Here is a 17,844-nt window from a genome sequence, read left to right as displayed (position 1 = left end):
GGTGCTGTCGGAGCGCGATGTGCCCTCTTGCGTGCGTCTGCGGTCCTGCCACACTTCGCGAAATGGCCGCATCCGCGGCTGGCGACCGGATCGCGCCCGATGCTCTCCGGCGCGTGGACATGGCGAGGTTGCATGAGCCGGTTGGTGATTGTCGTCGAGAACCCCTCGGACTGGGGGGCGTACTACCCGTCCACGCAAGTGGTCGCTGCGCGCGATTATCTGCGCGAACCGCCGGAAAGCGGCGAACGCACGCACGTCATCAACCTCTGCCGCAGCTACAAGTACCTCGGCAATGGTTACTACGTGTCGCTGCTGGCCGAGGCGCGCGGGCACCGTGTGATTCCGTCAGTGCGCACCATCAACGGACTGCGCCGGCGTGCGCTGTACGGTCTGGACATCGAGGATCTGAACCAGAAGCTGGCACAGGTGCTCAAGGGTCGCGAGCGCGACAGTACCGACTTCGGCATCCTGGTCTACTTTGGCCAGACCGCGCATCCGCTGCTACAGGACCTGGCGAGGCAGGTATTCGAGCTGTTCCCCTGTCCCCTGCTGCGCATCGAGTTCCGCCGCGAGCGTGCCTGGCAGATCGGCGCGATCCGCCCGGTCGGCCTGCACACGCTGGACGATGCGCAGGAGGACGCCTTTGCGCAGGCGCTGGACCACTTTGCCACCAAACTGTGGCGCAAGCCGCGTGCGCGGCGCCGCTACCGCTACGACATCGCCATGCTGGTGAACCCGGACGAGGCCATGCCGCCGTCCAACCGCGGCGCGCAGAAGGCGTTCATCGCGGCCGGCAAGCAGCTCGGCGTGGAGGTCGATCCGATCGGCCCGAACGACTACGCCCGGCTGGCCGAGTACGACGGCCTGTTCATCCGCGAGACCACGGCTATCGACCATCACACCTATCGCTTCGCGCACCGCGCCGAGCAGGAGGGCATGGTGGTGATCGACGACCCGGCGTCGATCCTGCGCTGCACCAACAAGATCTTCCTGCACGACCTGCTGGTCTCGCGCAAGCTGGCTGTGCCCAGTACCGAGATCCTGTACCGCGACGATCCGGATTCACTCGATGCGTTGCCGGACAAGCTCGGCTTTCCGATCGTGCTGAAAATCCCCGATGGCGCGTTCTCGCGCGGCGTGGTCAAGGTCGAGACGGTCGAGGCGCTGAAAAAGACGGTGGCCGAACTGTTCGCGCACAGTGCGCTGCTGATCGCGCAGCAATACCTGTACACCGAATTCGACTGGCGTATCGGCGTGCTCAACCGCGAACCGCTGTACGCCTGCCAGTACTTCATGTCGCGCGGCCATTGGCAGATCTACAACCACGGCGGCACCGGGCCGAAGTCCGGCGGTTTCCGCACCCTGCCGGTACGCGAGGCGCCCAGCGACGTGGTGCGTCTGGCGGTGAAGGCGGCCAACGCGATTGGCGACGGGCTGTACGGCGTCGACCTGAAGCAGACGGCCGAACGCGCGGTGGTCATCGAGGTCAACGACAATCCGTCGATCGACGCGGGTGTCGAGGACGCCTACCTCGGCGATGACCTGTATCGCCGCATCATCCAGGAATTCGTGCGACGGCTGGAGCGCAAGCGGCTGGGCGTCACCGACTGACTGGTTCGGACGGGCAGCAGCGATCTCGCAGGCTGCCCGTCGTTGCAATCAATGCGGTCGGCGCAGCCGACGATTGCGCGCCGGCGCCAGCAAACGCAGAGGCAGGCGAGGCTGGAGCGCGATCAGCAGACAGGCCGGGGCGCCGATCAGCCAGAACAGTGTGCTGAAGCCGAGCACGCGATTGGGCCAGGCCAGCGGTGTGCACAGCAGAAGCAGGCCGCAGGCCATCCAGATCAGGGCAATTAGGGCGCGCGCGCGGCGTGGGGTGATGGGTGTATGCATGGCGGTTTCTCCTCCTTGCCACACAGCCTGCCCGGGACGCTTCTCACGGTCTGCGACAGCAGCGCATCCGTTGCTCCGTGTGCCGCGTATCTGCAAGCAGGCCCATCGCAAGGGAGATTCCCGCATGCGCATCCGATCCGTCCCCACCCTGCTTGCACTGACAGCGCTGATGGCGCTGGCCGGCTGCGCCTCGCAGCCTGCACAGATGCCCAGAACCGTCGCCCACGTCGACCTGGACCGTTACATGGGCACCTGGCACGTCATCGCCAACATTCCCAATTTCCTGGAGAAGGGCAAAGTTGCCACGGCCGACGAGTACCATCGTCGCAAGGATGGCGACATCGCCATTACCTACCATTTCCGCAAGGGCTTCGATCGCGCGCCGGACGCCTGGCACGGTAAGGGCTGGCTGCCCGACCCCAAGGACGCCGCGCACTGGAAGGTGCGTATCATCTGGCCGTTCGTATCCGACTACCTGATCCTGGCGCTGGACCCGCAGTACCGCTACGTCATGGTCGGCGTGCCCGACCGCGACCTGCTGTGGATCATGGCGCGCGGCACGACGATGCCGGACGATGTCTACCGGCAGTATGTCGAGCAGGCCCGCGCGCAGGGGTTCCCGGTCGATCAGCTCAAGCGGGTGCCGCAGACCGCGGCGCAGGTCGGTCGACCCGGTTACCAGTAAGACTGGCTACAATTGGCGCAGTCGATCTCGCAAGCAGGGGCACGCATGAGCGAAACCGCATCGCGCTACGCCGTCTTCGGCCATCCCGTCGCACATTCGTTGTCGCCGCGGATTCATCAGACTTTCGCGCGGCAATTCGGTATCGCGCTCGAGTACGAGACGATCGATGTCGCGCCGGACGATTTCGCCAACGCCGTGCGTGACTTTTTCGCCGGCGGCGGCGCGGGCGCCAATGTCACAGTGCCGCACAAGCACGCCGCGCTGGCGCTGGCCGACACGCATAGCGAAGCCGCCGCGCGTTCCGGCGCGGCCAACGTGCTGACCCCGCAGGCCGATGGCGGCCTGGCCGCGCACAACAACGACGGCGCGGGCATGGTGCGCGATCTGACCGAGCGTCATCGTCTGGACCTGCGCGGTCACGACACATTGCTGCTGGGCGCGGGCGGTGCGGCGCAGGGCGTGGCCTGGGCGCTGCTCGACGCCGGCGTCGATACACTGACCATCGTCAACCGCAGCGCCGAGCGCGCCGAGGCACTGGCCGACCGCCTCGGCGAACCGGCGCGCGCGCATGCCCGCTACTGGAACGACCTGGCTTCCATCGGCAGCTTCGATCTCATCGTCAACGCCACGTCGGCGGGTGTCCAGGGTCAGGCGCTGGATCTTCCGTTTGCGATCGTCGGCGCGCGCGCGCTGTGCTACGACCTGTCCTACGGCCAGGCCGCGACGCCGTTCCTGTCCTGGGCGCGTGCGGCCGGTGCGCGCTTCGCGCTGGACGGTCTGGGCATGCTGGTCGAGACCGCCGCCGACAGTTTCGCGCTGTGGCATGGCAAGCGGCCGGACGCCGACCCGGTCTACGACGCGCTGCGCGCGGACGGGGTCTGAACACGTCGTGGATTGCCGTTCCGGGTGCGGCGCGTGCTGCATCGCGCCGTCCATCTCCAGCCCGATCCCCGGCATGCCGCATGGCAAGCCGGCGGGCATCCCCTGCGTGCAGCTGACCGACGACTACCGCTGCGCACTGTTCGGCGACCCGCGTCGTCCGGCGGTGTGCCGGAATCTGCGGCCGGAGCCGACGATGTGCGGCAGTCATCGCGACGAGGCGCTGGCGTACTTGACCGACCTGGAGCAGCGCACCGCCTGATCTGTGCAGTGCATGGCCGTTCGGACGCGTCGGACGGCTGAGCCATCCCCGCGCAATCTTCGCGCAACATGCCCGCCCTACCATCGCCGCGCACCGCACGAGGTGTCTCCGTGACGGAGACACCTCGTCCCCCGTTTTCCCCTCGCAGCGAATATCCATGTCCGACCTCTGCCGAATCCGTCGCATGCGCGGCCGTGCCGCGTTTCCCCTGCTTTCCCTGCTCGTGATCGCACTCGCGGCCGCTGGCGTGCTGACGCATCGCTGGATGCAGCGCAAGGCCGCCGAGCGTGCGGCGTCGAAGGGTCCGGCCGTCGCGTCCAGCGCACCGCGGCAAGAAGTGGCGGTCACCGCGATGGGCCATGCGCAGCTGCTCGCGGCCGCGCGCCGTGCGCTGGCCGAGCATCGTCTGCTTGCGCCCGAAGGCGACAATGCCTTTGCCTACTACCTGGAGGCGCGCAAGCGTCAGCCGCACAACCGTGTCGTGTCCTCGGCACTGCGCGAGCTGTTTCCGTTCGCCGTGGAATCGGCCGAGCAGAGCATCAACGCGGGCCGCTTCGACGAGGCCGAACGCGAGATCGCCCTGCTCGATCGCGCCGATCCCACGAACTATTCGCTGAACATCCTGCGCGCCAAGCTGGATGCGCAGCGCAAGCTGGCGCAGACGCCTCCGCCCGCTGCGCACGGACGTTCGAAGCCGGAGGGATCGCGCGTCGCGACGACTACGGCGACGGCTCCGTCGGACGCGCCGTCGCAGACCCCGCCTCCGCCCGCACAAGCGTCCGCGCCCGCCGTCGAGCCGAAACCGGCGGCGCCCGCGCCGCAAATGGCCCAGGCAGCCCCGGTCGCGCCGACCGAGGCGCCGGTACAGCGCACGCCGCCGCTGCTGTTGCGCCGGGTACAGCCGGCCTATCCTGTCGCGGCGCGTCGCGCGCATCGTCAGGGCTGGGTCGATGTCGGCTACACGGTTGACGCCGAGGGTCATGTCGTCGACGCGCACGTGGTCGCGGCCCGACCGCGCCACATCTTCGACGTTGCCGCGCTCAACGCGGTGCGCTACTGGGAATACAAGCCGGCCCTGCGCGACGGCAAGGCCGTCGCGCAGGCGGTGCAGAGCCGCATCCTGTTCCACCTGTAGGAACGCGTCGAAGTCCCTGCGGTGCGTGGCTGCACGGAGACGCGGCGGTCAGGGCGTCTTTGCCGGAAAGCGTCCGGCGTCGACGTCCTCGATGAACCGGATCACGCCGTCCATGTAGATTTTCTGGTCGTCGTACATCGCCAGATGGCTGCCGTGCGGGCAGTACAGATAGCGCCCGTGCTGCACCCGCTCGGCCATCCGCTGCATGGCCTTCGGGTCCATCGTGCCGTAGCGCGCGCCGATGGTCAGTGTGGGTACGGCGATGTCTTTGAGCCGCGGGCGGACGTCCCAATGCTCCAGGCGGCCGCTCAGGCCCATCTCGCTGGGACCCTGCATGAGCGTGTAGATGGTCTCATTGGCGTGCTTGAGCGCGCGCATCACCGGATCGGGCCACTGTTGCGGTGGCATGCGCAGGACGTGCTTGACGTAGAAGTGCGACATCAGCAGGTCCATGTATTTCGGATCGTGGGTCTTGCCGGCCTTCTCCAGCTTCAGGATCTCGGCCAGTGCTTTCGGGTCCATCTGCGGCATCAGCACCTTGTGCGCGTAGGCGTCGTAGGCCGGTGCGCTGGCCATCATGTTGGAGATGATGAGGCCCTTCAGGTGCTGTGGATACTTCAGGGCGTACTCCAGCGCCAGGATGCCGCCCCAGGAATGGCCGTAGAGATAGAAGTTGTCGCGATTCAGGCCCAGCGCCTTGCGCACTTGCTCGACTTCGTCGACGAAGCGCGGCAGCGTCCACAGCTTGGTGTCCTCGGGCTGGTCGCTGTAGAACGAACCGAGCTGGTCGTAGTAGTAGTACTGGATGCCCGCGCCCGGGAAGTAGCTGTCGAAGGCTTCCAGGTACTCGTGCGTCATGCCCGGCCCGCCGTGCAGCAGCAGTACCTTGATCCGCGGGTTGTTGCCGACGCGCTTGGTCCACACGCGGAAGGTGCCGTCGGGCGTGGTGATCGGGATCATCTTCACGCCGCCGCTGAAGGCGTCGGGATAGCCGCTGTGATCGTAGTAGCTGGCGGGCGGCGCCTGGGTCGGCGTTTGTGCGCGCACCGGAACGGCGATGAACAGGAACGCGGCGGCCAGCACGGCCGTGCGAGCAAGAACGACGAGTCGTTGCATGAGCTCTCTCCCCGAGTGCGTTTGTCCGCATCCTACGCCGCCCGATGGCGTGGCGCGAGTGGACGCGTCACTCCAGGTAGCGGTCTTTGAGCGTCACGTAGTGCGCGGCCGAGTAGTGCAGTTGCTCGATGGCTTCGGCGTCCAGCGTGCGCACATGGCGGGCCGGATTGCCCAGCCACAGTTCGCCCTCGCCCACGACCTTGCCCGGCGGCACCAGCGCCCCGGCGCCGACGAAGGCATGGCGTTTCACCACCGCGCCGTCGAGCACCGTGGCGTGCATGCCGATCAGGCAGGCATCCTCGATCGTGCAGGCGTGGATCACGGCGCCGTGGCCGACCGTGACGTCGGCGCCGATCACGCAGGGAAAACCGCCCGGCGTGAACGGACCGTCGTGGGTGACGTGGACGATGGCGCCGTCCTGGATGTTGCTGCGCGCGCCGACGCGGATGGCGTTGACGTCGCCGCGCAGCACCGCGCCCGGCCAGATCGACACGTCGTCGCCCAGCTGTACGTCGCCGATGACCGTGGCGGCCGAGTCGACGTACACGCGTTCGCCCAGCACGGGCCGTTGGTTCTGATAGCTGCGTAGGGGGTTCATGCGCGCAGTGTAGCGAGTCAGCCGATCGGTTCGGACAGTGCCTGCAGCGTGGCGCGGTAGCCGGCCTCGACCGCGCGGTCGAAGGATTTGAAGTCCAGCAGGCCGATGCTTTCCAGGTGCGGCGCGATCACTCGGGTGGCCAGTTCGCGACGCTGGTTGGCCATGGTTTCCGCATTGACCATGCCCGAGCGCAGCAGGATGGAGCCCATGCACGGGTACAGGTCGCGTTGCATCCACTGCCGCCAGATGCCGGGTTGCCAGTCGCGGTCGACGGCGCTGGTCAGCACGTCGTCGGCGCGGATGTCGCAGGCGACGATGGTGGCCATGCCGCGGTCGTACATGACGTCGGTCGGCAGGTTGTTGATGACCGCGCCGTCGACATAGACGTGACCGTCGTGCAGCAGCGGAGGCAGCAGGCCGGGCACCGCGCTGGATGCGCGTAGCCAGCGCCACAGCTTGCCTCCGTGATGCACCGTGGCCATGCCGCGGGTGAGGTCGGACGACACGCAGAAGAACGGCAGTGGCAGATCCTCGATGTCGATGCGACCGAAGAAGCGTTGCAGCAGCCGCGAGGTGCGCTCGCCACGGCTCAGGGACATCAGCGGCAGGGTCCAGTCGCGCAGCGGCTTGCCGTCGACGAAGGCGCTGCGGTAGTTCGCGCACATGGTCTCGTGGTCCCACTGCATGGCCACGCCGGCGGCGACGATGGCGCCGATGCTGGTGCCGCCGACGCGGTCCACGTCGTAGCCCTGCTCGCGCAGCGCGCGCACCATGCCGATGGCGGCGAAACCGCGCGCGCCGCCGCCGGACAGCACCAGCCCCAGGCTGCGTCGCGCCAGCAGCCGCGCCAGTCGCTCGATGTCGGCCGCGCCGCGCAGATGATGGTGCTGGGACACGCCGTCAATGGCTTCGAGCCAGCCCCGCGCGCGTCCCGGCTCGATCGAGGAGCCGGGGTGCATCAGCAGCAGATGACGCGGACGTTCCAGGTCGGCGTGTCGAAGCAGTTCGGTCCGGTCCGGCCATGCGCTCGGCGCGCGGTCGCTGCGCACCGCCAGCAGCAGCGCGTCGGCCTGGCGGCGACACAGGTCACGCCAGCGTTCGTCACGGCCTTCGTCGACGTAGAGCACGAAGCGCATCTCGCTTTCGCGCTCGGCGAACCACGCCGGTCCGTGATCGCGGCCGAGCGCTTGGTCGATCAACAGGCAGTTGCCGAACGGTAGCAGCGCATGGCGCAGGCTTTCGGCCATGTCGCGCACGGGTACGGAGGCGTCGTGTGGCAGGATTGCGAAGGTACGCGGCAGGATGCGCGGCTCGTCGCCGCCACGGCTGAGCAGGTCGTGCAGGGCCGATTGCGCCGCACCCAGGATCGCCTGCGGATAGCGCTCACTCAGCGCGCGGAAGCTCGCCCGCGACAGACGCAGCAGCTCCGTGTCGCGCAGCGCGCGCACGGTGACCGCGCTGGGCTGGTCCAGCAGCAGGCCGACCGTGCCCAGGGTCTCGCCGCTGCCGGCCACGCCGGCCAGGTGCGGGGAGCCGCCGGCACGCGGTGGACGGAACACGCCGAGGCTTCCCGAGCGCAGCACATAGAGCGCGTCGGACGGCTCGCCCGCAGCGTACAGCAGTGCGCCGCCGGGCAAGGTCAGCGGCGCCATGTGCTCGGCGACGGAGGCGAGTACATCGTCCTCCAGTTCGCCGAACACCCGGGTACGCCGAAGCAGCGTGATCGTGTCGAGGGATCCGGACGCCATGCCGTGCATCGTAGCTTGAATTTCCCGTGCCGCATCACCACGCTTGAATCTCCCTACCGATCCTGTGAATGCGCGCATGACCACCGCCAACCCGCTGCTCGTCGAGTCCGCCCTGCCCGCGTTCGACGCCATCCGCGCCGAACATGTGCTGCCCGCCGTGGAGGCGGTGCTCGCCGAGTACCGCAGCGCCGTCACGGCGATGACGGCGGAGGGCGCTGTACACGATTTCGAGCGCGTGATGCTGGCGCAGGAGCGCCTCGAGCAGCGCCTGGGAAAGGTCTGGTCGCCCGTGTCGCACCTGCACTCGGTGGCCGACAGTCCCGCCTTGCGCGAGGCCTACGACGCGGCGCTGGAGAAGATCACCGATTTCTCCGCTGAGCTGGGCCAGAACCGTGCGCTCTACGCCGCGGTGAAGGCCGTGGCCGACGCCGAGGGCGCGACGCTGCCGGCCGATCGCCGTGCGCTGATCGATCATGCCCTGCGCGACTTCAAGCTGTCCGGCGTGGCGCTGGAGGAACCGGCGCGCAGCCGCTTCCGCGCCATCGCCAACGAGTTGTCCAAGCTGGGCACCGGCTTCGCCAACGCGGTGCTCGACGCCACCGACGCCTGGCAGCACCACATCACCGATGAACGCGATCTGGCCGGCATTCCGGCATCCGGTCGCGCGGTGCTGAGGCAGTACGCCAAGGAACAGGATCTGGACGGCTATCTGGTCACGCTGAAGCAGCCGGCGGTGCACGCCGTGATGACCTATGCCGAGGACCGTTTACTGCGCGAGAAGGTCTACTGGGCCTATCAGACACGCGCTTCCGACCAGGGTCCGGATGCCGGCAAATACGACAACTCCGAGCGTATCGAGCGCCTGATGGCGCTGCGTCACGAGGCCGCGCAGCTGCTCGGATTCGCCAACGCCGCCGAGGAATCGCTGGCGACCAAGATGGCCGAGTCGACACAGACCGTGCTCGACTTCCTTGCCGACCTGGCCGCGCGCGCCAAGCCCGTCGCGCGCAAGGAGCTGGATGCGCTGCGCGCCTTCGCCGCCGAGCGTCTGGATCTGGCCAACCTGGAACCGTGGGACGCCGGCTATGCGTCCGAGAAGCTGCGCCAGGAGCGTTACGCGCTGGACGAGGAGCAGATCAAGCCGTACTTCCCGCTGCCGTCGGTCATCGACGGCCTGTTCGCGGTCACCCAGAAGCTCTACGGCATCGAGCTGAAGCCGCGTGAAGACGTCGCCACCTGGCACGCCGACGCGCGCTACTACGATGTGCTCGATGCCGACGGCCGTGTCTTCGCCGGCGTCTACATGGATCTCTACGCCCGCTCGGGCAAACGCGGCGGCGCGTGGATGGACGTGTGCCGTTCGCGCTTCCGCGATGGCGAGGCGCTGCAATTGCCGGTCGCCTACCTGACCTGCAACTTCGCCCCGCCGACTGAGCATGCACCGGCGCTGCTGACCCACGACGACGTGCTGACGCTGTTCCACGAATTCGGCCACGGCCTGCATCACCTGCTGACCGAGGTGGACCTGCCATCCGTCGGCGGCATCGATGGCGTCGAGTGGGACGCCGTCGAGCTGCCCAGCCAGTTCATGGAGAACTTCGCCTGGAACCGCGAGGCGCTGGACCTGTTCGCAAGGCACTACCAGACCGGCGAGCGCCTGCCCGACGAGCTGTTCCAGCGCATGCTCGACGCGCGTCACTTCCATGCCGGTCTGTTCCTGGTGCGGCAGCTGGAATTCGGCCTGTTCGATTTCCACCTGCACCTGGACTACGACCCCGAGCGCGGCGCGCGCCCGATGGCGGTGCTGGAAGACGTGCGTCGTCAGGTCGCCGTGCTGCATCCGCCGGCGTGGCAGCGCTTCCCGCATGCCTTCACGCACATCTTCGCGGGCGGCTACGCGGCCGGCTACTACAGCTATCTGTGGGCCGAGGTGCTGTCGGCCGACGCCTTCGAGCGCTTCGAGCAGGCCGGCGTGATCGACCGTGAGACCGGCGAAGCCTTTCGCCGCGAAATTCTCGCCGTCGGCGCCACGCGTCCGGCGCTGGAGAGTTTCGTCGCTTTCCGCGGCCGCGCGCCGGAACCGAACGCGCTGTTGCGCAGCTACGGACTGGCCGCCTGAGACGCGTCCCGCTCGGCAAGGCCGTACAATGCACGCATGAAAATCGCTTCCTGGAACGTCAATTCACTGAAGGTTCGCCTGCCCCATCTGGAGCAGTGGCTGGCCGAGTCCAAGCCCGACGTCGTCGCGCTGCAGGAGACCAAGCTCACCGACGACAAGTTTCCCGTCGACGAGATCAAGGCGATGGGCTACGAGGTCGCTTTCTCTGGGCAGAAGACCTACAACGGCGTCGCCGTGCTGTCGCGCGAGCCGCTGACCGAGATCGTCACCGATCCGCCCAACCTCACCGATGAACAGCGGCGCATCCTCGCCGTCACCGTCGGCGACGTGCGCGTGGTCAATCTGTACGTGGTCAACGGCAAGGCCGTCGGCGACGAGAAGTACGACTACAAGCTCGACTGGCTGTCGCGCATGCGCGATTTCCTCGAAGGCGAGCTGGCGCGTCATCCGAAGCTGGTGGTGCTGGGCGATTTCAACATCGCGCCGGACGATCGCGACGTGCACGACCCCGAATCCTGGCACGAGAAGATCCTGTGTTCGAAGCCCGAGCGTGACGCGCTGAAGGCGATCACCGACCTGGGCCTGACCGACAGCTTCCGCCTGTTCGAGGACGGCGACGGCCATTTCAGCTGGTGGGACTACCGCCAGGCCGCGTTCCGGCGCAACATGGGGCTGCGTATCGATCTGATTCTGATCAGCGACGCGCTGAAGGCCGCCGCCCGCGCCGCCGCCATCGAGCGCACGCCGCGCACCTGGGAACGGCCTTCGGATCACACGCCGGTGACGCTGGAGCTGGAGGACCGATGAGAACCACCGACTGGCCAAGCTCGCTCACGAACACCGAACTCGACGAGCTCGACACCTTCCTGCGCACTGCCGCCAAGGAGGGCGATCTGCTGCTGGACGGTGTGCACGGCCTGCTCACGGCGCTGATCGTCGGTCCGGAACCGGCGCCGCCGGACGAGTGGCTGCCCGAGGTCCTGCATGCGCCGTTCGCCGACCCGCAGCAGGGCGAGCGCGTGCTGGCGTTGCTGGCCAAGCTCAACGATTCCATTGGCGCCGAGCTGGACGTGGACGCCTACGAGCCGATCCTTGGCGAACTGGATGATATCGAGGGCCCGACACTGAGCGCCGCCGGCTGGTGTGAGGGCTTCAGTCGCGGCATCGACCTGCGCGCCGGCTTCTGGGAGCACCGCCTGGCCGAGGACGTCGAACTGATCGAGCTGCTCGGCCCGATCATGGCGCTGGCCGTCGACGAAGGCGTGCTGGCCAGCGACGCCGAGTTCGAGAAGCTTTCTGACGAAGAGTACGAAGCCTGCCTGCAGCGCCTGCCCGAGGTGCTGCTGTCCGTGGCCCGCTACTGGCACGAAAAGGCTCCGAGCGAGGACGAGCGCCGCGCCGCGCACGAACGCCAGCCGGAAGAGGCGCGCACTGAAAACAAGCCGCCGCGCCAGCGGGATGGTCATTCCCTGCACTGATCGGTCGTTCTGTTTCACGCACAAAGCTGATTGCGGTCATTGAATTGGTCTTGGATCGCGAACAATGCGTTCGAGGTCCGGGGACTGGTGTTGGCGTGCCACCGGGCGCATCTTGTGCGGCAACGACGTTCCATCAGGAGCCACACATGACCACTCGTACCATCAAGCAACGTGTTCGCGGTCGCCCGACTTCCGACGGCGCCGGCGTCAAGCTGACCCGCGTGATCGGCCAGCCGACGCTGGAGATGCTCGATCCGTTCCTGCTGCTGGACGAATTCGGTTCGGACGCGGCCGACGACTACATCGCCGGTTTTCCGGAGCATCCGCATCGCGGTTTCGAGACCGTCACCTACATGCTCGACGGGCGCATGCGCCACGGCGACAACCAGGGCAACAGCGGCCTGCTCGAATCGGGCAGCGTGCAGTGGATGACGGCCGGGCGCGGCATCGTGCATTCGGAGATGCCCGAGCAGGAAGAAGGCCTGATGCGCGGCTTCCAGCTGTGGGTGAATCTGCCGGCCAAGGACAAGATGACCGCGCCGCGCTACCAGGACATCGCGCCGGAGAAGATCCCCGAGGTCGAGCCGGCCGCGGGCGTGAAGGTGCGCGTGGTGGCCGGTCGTTTCGCGGAGGTCGATGGCCCGGTGAATGGCATCGCGACCCAGCCGCTGTACCTGGACATCGCGCTCGAAGCCGGCGCGTCGCTGACCGTGCCGGTGCCGGCCGGGCACAACGCGTTCGCCTACGTGTTCGAAGGCAGCGGCGTGCAGGTGGCCGACGAGCGACTGGACCGCAGTGAACTGGCGGTGCTCAACGACGGCGACGCGGTCGTGCTGACCGCCGGCGACGAGGCGGCCCGCGTGCTGCTGGTGGCCGGCAAGCCGTTGCGCGAACCGGTGGCGCGCTATGGACCGTTCGTGATGAACACCAAGCAGCAGATCATCGAGGCCGTCGACGACTTCCGTAACGGCAAGTTCTGAGTCAGTCCGCGCGTGATGTCAGTCAGCCGGCATGTCGAAGAGCATGCCGGCTTTTTCATGCGCAACGCTTCGCGTCATTCGCTGGCAGCCTGCATCGGGCAGTAGCTGCGGATGTAGTCCATGTGCGCGGGCAGTCGGCGGACTGTGTTCTCGACGCGCTGGCGGATGCCTTCGAGGAAGTGTTGCAGTTCCTCGTCACCCATCATGTCCGGTGCGGGGTGGCGTTGGCGCGGGACGATGCCCTGGCCAAGCATGACCTGGATCCACGAGTTCTCCGCGAACAGCTCGTTGGGGACACGGAACACACGGCCGGTCTCGGCGAACAGCTCGATGCGGTGGCGCAGCGTGTCGGGGATGTCCATGGCTGCGCAGTCGCGCCAGAACGGCGTGTCGCGGCGGTCGGTGACCTTGTAGTGCAGGATCACGAAGTCGCGGATGTGGGTGATTTCGTTCTCGACCTGGCGGTTGTATTCGTCGATGTCGACCTGCTCGATCACGTGCGGGAACGACTGCAGCAGGCGCGTGATGCCGCGCTGGATCAGGTGGATGTTGGTCGACTCCAGCGGCTCCAGGAAACCGCTGGACAGACCCAGCGCGACGCAGTTGCGCTCCCAGGCCTTCGCACGCTGGCCGGGTTTGAAGCGGATCAGTCGCGGCTCGGTGCGCGGTGCGCCCTCGATGCTGCCCATCAGGGTTTCGCGTGCGGCGTCCGCGTCGGTGTAGCGGCTGGAGAATACGATGCCGTTGCCGCAGCGATGTTGCAGCGGGATGCGCCATTGCCAGCCGGCGTCGCCGGCGATCGAGCGCGTGTAGGGAATCGCGTCGCGCACCGAATCGGTCTGCACCGCCAGCGCGCTGTCGGCGAACAGCCACTGCGACCAGTCCTCAAAGGGCACGCCGAGTGCCTGCCCGATCAGCAGGGCGCGGAACCCGGTGCAGTCGATGAACAGGTCACCTTCGATCAGACGGCCGTCTTCCATGGCCAGCGCGGCGATGTCGCCGTTGTCGGCCATGCGCACTTCGGCGATGCGGCCTTCCTCGCGCTGGACGCCGAACTCCTCGCTGAAGCGGCGTAGGAAGCGCGCGTACTGCGTGGCATCGAGGTGGAAGGCGTAGTTGATGCCGTTGTCGGGCAGGTGCGCGAACTTGCGTTCCTGTGCGGCGCGCAGCTCCATGCAGTAGTCGCCATAGTCGCGCGCCAGGCCGCGCTCGCGACCCTTCAGCCAGAAATGCTGGAAGCCGGCGGTCCAGTGGTCCTTGCCGGTCAGGCCGAAGGAGTGGATGTAGTCCTTGCTGACGTCGCGCCAGCCCTCGAAGGCGATGCCGAGCTTGATGGTGGCGTGGGTGGCGGCCATGAACGCTTGCTCGTTGATGTTGAGCAGGCGGTGGAAGGTGACCAGCGTCGGGATCGTCGCTTCGCCGACGCCGACGGTGCCGATGGCATCGGATTCGACCAGGGTGATGTCGAGCACCTTGCCCAGCGTGCGCGACAGTGCCGCCGCGGCCATCCATCCGGCCGTGCCGCCGCCGGCGATGACCACGCGGCGGACGGGTTTGCGGGCGGCGGTGGAATCGGACGCTTCGCTCATGAAGGACTCCGGATCAGCGGTTCAGCCGCTGCAGCAGGCGCGCGCGCAACTCGCGCGCGGCGTTCTCGTCGATGGGCGCCAGCACGCGGCGCGCGGCTTCGGGGATGTGCCCGGTGGTGGCTTCGTCGGGTTCGAACACGTAGTGGCGGAAGGTCTCCTGCCAGATGCGACGCTGTTCGGGTGGCAGATCGCGGAGGGTCATCAGCGCCAGCATCAGCGTGTTCATGGGGGTGTCCATGTACGCCGGTACAGTGCGCCACCAGAAGTTGATCAGCACGTTGAAGGCGTCCAGCGCCTCGATGTGGTGCCACCACATGCTGGGAATGACAAGCGCGTCGCCGGCCTCCAGTTCCGCCACCTGCGCATGCGCCAGGGCATCCTCGAAGCGCGGGAAGCGCTCCAGGTCGGGCTGGTGGAAATCGACCAGGCTGACGGCCTGTCCTGCCGGCGTGAAGTCCAGCGGACCGATGTAGAGGTTGCGCAGCTGTTCGGGCGGGAACAGCGTGAAGCGGCGGCGACCGGCGACCACGCAGGCCAGGTTGTCCGGCAGATCCTGATGCGCGGCGATGCGCGAACGGTTGCCGATCCAGATGCTGGCGAGCTTCTGGTCGAGCCGGTCCAGGTCGATCGGGTTGTCTTCACGCAGGCCCGGCAGATAGGTGTCGAGCGTGGTCGAGCCGACGTAGATGGCGGGAGGGTTCGGCTGTTCGGCGGTGTCGAGCAGCTTGTCGAGCACCGCGGTCAGCGGCGCGCGCTGGCGTTGGAAGTTGAAACCGCTGAGATCGTCGTTGTAGAAGAAGCGCCCGCCGCTCTCGGGCGGCGCGACCAGCGCCACCACCGGCGCGTTGCGGTCGAAGCGGCGCAGGTAGTCCGCGGCGTCCGCCGCCGAGCGCTGCGCCGCCTGCACCATCGGCCAGTCCGCGACCAGCCCGCGCAGCAACAGCGGTTGGGTGCTGCCGAGCACCTCGTCCGGCAGCGCGCGCGGATCCAGGCCGTGGCGTTCCTCGACCGGACTAGGCATGACGCCGCCGTTCGATCAGGTCGCGGAAACGCGTGGTGGAGGCCAGCACCATGTAGGTCGGCTCCAGGTGGCCGGCGGCCGCCAGTTCGCCCAGCGTCGTGCCGTCCAGCGCGGCGAGGCGCTCCTCGTGGATAGTGTAGTAGCCGGCCAGACGGCCGTGGTTGTCGGTGTCGACCTGCACGTCCAGCACGAACGATTCCAGCAGGTCGTGCTTGAGTAGTGCATCGATGTAGGCCGGCGTGGCCTGCAGCCCCTCGTGCAGAGCCTGCAGCATCGAGCTGGCGCGGTCGAGGAATTCGGAGGTGCCGCCGTGTTCGCGGAACAGCGGCTGGCCGGTGCCGGCGGTCACGCGAGGGTGGTCGAGATCGATGTGCACCATCGGCTCGCCGTCGCTCATGCCGATCAGGAACGGCTGGCGCTCCACCGACAGCGGTACGTAGTAGGCGTCCCAGGTGTCGCCCTGCAGGAACAGGTTCTGGTCGGCCTCCAGCCCGAACAGCGCCACGGGCTGGAAGTCGCCCCGGGCGTCTTTCTGGAACACGATCGGATAGTGCGCCTGCACATTGCGGAATTCACCGGGATAGGTCAGTGCGGCCATGATGCCGTCGCCGTACTGCGCGCCGCGCGCGGTCTCGACGGTGAGGTCGCGGTGATCGATGTTGTTGAGCAGGACGTGCTGGGTCATGGATCAGATCTTCGGCAGGCCGTGGGCGTGGATGTGGTCGATCAGTTCGCGGTGGGTAGGCAGCGCCGGCAGCATGCGGCGGGCCAGGTCGGCGGCTTCGCGAAAATGCATCGCCGCGCGGCGAATGTCGTCGGAGGCACGGCCGGCGCGCAGCTGCGGTCGGAAACCCATGCCGTACAGAATGTAATGGTAGCTGGCCGAGGGAAACACCTCTTCGACCCGCACCAGGTCGTAGCGCGAGGGCGGCTGCGTGCGCCAGAGCTGCAGCAGGTCGCGTAGCGAGTCGGGCAGCGTGTCGTCGCGGCGATGGCGCCGCCAGTAGGCCGAATCGTCGCGTTGCGACAAGGCGTAGTGCAGTTTCAGGAAATCGATCACACGCTGCCAGCGGTAGGCGAAGGCTTCGTTGAAGCGGCGCGCGACCAGGTCCATGTCGGCGCGCGTCGCCGGCAGCTGGTCGGCCAGCGACGCGGCGGCGAGTTCGACCAGTGCCAGCGACGAGGCTTCCAGCGGCTCGACGAAGCCGGCGGCCATGCCGACGGCGACGCAATTGCGGTGCCAGGACACACGCCGGTAGCCGGGTTCGAAGGCGATGCGCGCAGGCGTCGGCAGTTGTGCTGCGGGCGGTCCGCCGGAGGCTTCGACGTAGTCGAAAAGGGCGGCTTCGGCCGCGTCGTCGTCGGTGTGCTCGCTGGCGTAGACCAGGCCCACGCCGCGTCGTGCGGACAGGCCGATGTCCCAGGTCCAGCCGTCGCGCTGCGCGGTGGAAATCGTCTGGCAGGCGATCGGCGCATCGGCCGAGGCGTAGGGTACCTGCACGGCGACGGCGCGGTCGTTGAACAGTACGTCTCGCACGCCGATCGAATCGATGCCGTAGTGCTGCCCCAGCAGCAGCGCGCGGCCGCCGGTGCAGTCGATGAAGAGGTCGCCTTCCAGGGAGCTGTGGTCGCGCGTCTGCAGCGAGGCGATGTCGCCGTTGTCGGCGGCATTCACCGCCAGCACGTGATCGGCGAGATGGCGCACGCCCAGCGTTTCGGTGCAGTGCGTGCGCAGGAAGACGCCGAACTTGCCGGCGTCCAGGTGATAGGCGTAGTTGGCGACCGCGGCGTATTCGGGCGTGGCCAGTTGCTTGGGCGCCTTGCCCGCCGCGCACAGGTGCGGCTGGAAGCTGACCATGTCGGCGTAGCGCGCGTCGCTCTGCATCCAGCCGGCCACCAGGTTGGCGTCGAGGAAGCCCTGTGGCAGCACGAACGGATGCAGGTAGGCGTCGTGATCTTTGCCGTCGACCCAGCCGACGAATTGGGAGCCTTGCTTGAAGGTGGCATCGCAGGCGCGGATGAAGTCCGTCTCGGCGACGCCGATGCGACGCAGGGTGTCGCGCATCGTCGGCCAGGTGCCCTCGCCGACGCCGACGGTGGGTACGTCGGGGGACTCGATCACCGTGATCGATACCGAACCTGCCGCACCGTGTTCGGCCGCGAGCACGGCGGCCGTCAGCCAGCCGGCCGATCCGCCGCCGACGATGACGATCCGCGTGATCGCCTCACTCACCGTTGCTTTCCCGCGATGCCATGCCCTACCTCGGTCGAACATGCGGGCCGCCCGAATGCTGCGGCCCGCGAATCATGCGTGCCCACCGGCAGCATAGGCTGTCGGTGG

The 17,844-nt window shown here is 67.6% G+C and carries 17 protein-coding genes; 9 read left to right on the top strand and 8 right to left on the bottom strand.

The window, feature by feature from the left end:
* The first annotated feature begins 132 nt into the window (after positions 1–132).
* On the top strand, positions 133–1,611 hold the full coding sequence (locus HF690_RS13905) for a RimK family protein (protein ID WP_168609872.1): 1,479 nt from the start codon (positions 133–135) through the stop codon (positions 1,609–1,611).
* A gap of 48 nt (positions 1,612–1,659) precedes the next feature.
* On the opposite strand, the gene HF690_RS13900 is transcribed toward HF690_RS13905, so the two are convergent.
* Entirely contained in the window at positions 1,660–1,893 is a 234-nt protein-coding gene (locus HF690_RS13900; RefSeq protein WP_168184723.1) for a hypothetical protein, read from the bottom strand.
* 124 nt (positions 1,894–2,017) lie between these two features.
* Here HF690_RS13900 and HF690_RS13895 point away from each other — a divergent pair, with 124 nt between their 5' ends.
* The 4 genes from HF690_RS13895 to HF690_RS13880 all read left to right on the top strand — a co-directional run bounded on the left by HF690_RS13895 (position 2,018) and on the right by HF690_RS13880 (position 4,854).
* Positions 2,018–2,578 carry a lipocalin family protein gene (locus HF690_RS13895; RefSeq protein ID WP_168184724.1) on the top strand — a complete coding sequence of 187 codons (561 nt, stop codon included), beginning with the start codon at positions 2,018–2,020 and terminating at the stop codon, positions 2,576–2,578.
* A 45-nt stretch (positions 2,579–2,623) separates the two neighbouring features.
* Positions 2,624–3,460: a shikimate dehydrogenase gene (gene aroE / locus HF690_RS13890; RefSeq protein WP_168609871.1), complete on the top strand. Its 837-nt coding sequence runs from the start codon at positions 2,624–2,626 to the stop codon at positions 3,458–3,460.
* Positions 3,461–3,467: 7 nt separating this feature from the next.
* A complete protein-coding gene (locus HF690_RS13885) occupies positions 3,468–3,719 on the top strand; it encodes a YkgJ family cysteine cluster protein (protein ID WP_146742330.1) in 252 nt (83 codons plus the stop codon).
* A 157-nt stretch (positions 3,720–3,876) separates the two neighbouring features.
* Positions 3,877–4,854 carry an energy transducer TonB gene (locus tag HF690_RS13880; RefSeq protein ID WP_168609870.1) on the top strand — a complete coding sequence of 326 codons (978 nt, stop codon included), beginning with the start codon at positions 3,877–3,879 and terminating at the stop codon, positions 4,852–4,854.
* 48 nt (positions 4,855–4,902) lie between these two features.
* Here HF690_RS13880 and HF690_RS13875 read toward each other — a convergent pair whose 3' ends face one another.
* The 3 genes from HF690_RS13875 to HF690_RS13865 all read right to left on the bottom strand — a co-directional run bounded on the left by HF690_RS13875 (position 4,903) and on the right by HF690_RS13865 (position 8,316).
* Positions 4,903–5,970, bottom strand: coding sequence for a proline iminopeptidase-family hydrolase (locus HF690_RS13875; protein ID WP_168609869.1), 1,068 nt, complete (start codon positions 5,968–5,970; stop codon positions 4,903–4,905).
* A 67-nt stretch (positions 5,971–6,037) separates the two neighbouring features.
* Positions 6,038–6,568 carry a gamma carbonic anhydrase family protein gene (locus HF690_RS13870; protein ID WP_168609868.1) on the bottom strand — a complete coding sequence of 177 codons (531 nt, stop codon included), beginning with the start codon at positions 6,566–6,568 and terminating at the stop codon, positions 6,038–6,040.
* Between the two features lie 17 nt (positions 6,569–6,585).
* Entirely contained in the window at positions 6,586–8,316 is a 1,731-nt protein-coding gene (locus HF690_RS13865) for a patatin-like phospholipase family protein (RefSeq protein ID WP_168609867.1), read from the bottom strand.
* 76 nt (positions 8,317–8,392) lie between these two features.
* Between HF690_RS13865 and HF690_RS13860 the strand changes: the two genes are divergently transcribed.
* The 4 genes from HF690_RS13860 to HF690_RS13845 all read left to right on the top strand — a co-directional run bounded on the left by HF690_RS13860 (position 8,393) and on the right by HF690_RS13845 (position 12,893).
* The gene (locus HF690_RS13860; protein WP_168609866.1) at positions 8,393–10,435 is read left to right on the top strand and encodes a M3 family metallopeptidase; all 2,043 of its coding nucleotides are present in this window, start codon (positions 8,393–8,395) and stop codon (positions 10,433–10,435) included.
* Positions 10,436–10,471: 36 nt separating this feature from the next.
* A complete protein-coding gene (xth, locus tag HF690_RS13855; RefSeq protein WP_168609865.1) occupies positions 10,472–11,242 on the top strand; it encodes an exodeoxyribonuclease III in 771 nt (256 codons plus the stop codon).
* Positions 11,239–11,913 (top strand): YecA/YgfB family protein, encoded by a 675-nt coding sequence (locus tag HF690_RS13850; RefSeq protein WP_168609864.1) that lies wholly within the window; start codon positions 11,239–11,241, stop codon positions 11,911–11,913. The genes xth and HF690_RS13850 overlap by 4 nt, the downstream gene beginning before the upstream one ends.
* A gap of 146 nt (positions 11,914–12,059) precedes the next feature.
* Positions 12,060–12,893, top strand: coding sequence for a pirin family protein (locus tag HF690_RS13845; protein ID WP_113065516.1), 834 nt, complete (start codon positions 12,060–12,062; stop codon positions 12,891–12,893).
* Between the two features lie 74 nt (positions 12,894–12,967).
* Here the strand turns inward: HF690_RS13845 and HF690_RS13840 are convergent, their stop codons facing one another.
* Genes HF690_RS13840 through HF690_RS13825 form a run of 4 tightly spaced genes read right to left on the bottom strand, consistent with a single transcriptional unit; the run spans position 12,968 to position 17,736 of the window.
* Positions 12,968–14,482 (bottom strand): tryptophan halogenase family protein, encoded by a 1,515-nt coding sequence (locus HF690_RS13840; protein ID WP_168609863.1) that lies wholly within the window; start codon positions 14,480–14,482, stop codon positions 12,968–12,970.
* A gap of 13 nt (positions 14,483–14,495) precedes the next feature.
* Positions 14,496–15,503: a cupin-like domain-containing protein gene (locus HF690_RS13835; RefSeq protein WP_168609862.1), complete on the bottom strand. Its 1,008-nt coding sequence runs from the start codon at positions 15,501–15,503 to the stop codon at positions 14,496–14,498.
* Positions 15,496–16,188: a SapC family protein gene (locus HF690_RS13830; protein WP_168609861.1), complete on the bottom strand. Its 693-nt coding sequence runs from the start codon at positions 16,186–16,188 to the stop codon at positions 15,496–15,498. Before HF690_RS13830 ends, HF690_RS13835 begins: the two co-directional genes overlap by 8 nt.
* A gap of 3 nt (positions 16,189–16,191) precedes the next feature.
* Positions 16,192–17,736 (bottom strand): tryptophan 7-halogenase, encoded by a 1,545-nt coding sequence (locus HF690_RS13825; RefSeq protein ID WP_205300843.1) that lies wholly within the window; start codon positions 17,734–17,736, stop codon positions 16,192–16,194.
* Between the last annotated feature and the right edge of the window lie 108 nt (positions 17,737–17,844).

The sequence above is a fragment of the Oleiagrimonas citrea genome (assembly GCF_012395255.1).
Taxonomy (GTDB): domain Bacteria; phylum Pseudomonadota; class Gammaproteobacteria; order Xanthomonadales; family Rhodanobacteraceae; genus Oleiagrimonas; species Oleiagrimonas citrea.
Note: the sequence above shows the minus strand (reverse complement) of the source record. Positions and strands in the feature narration are given on the sequence as shown.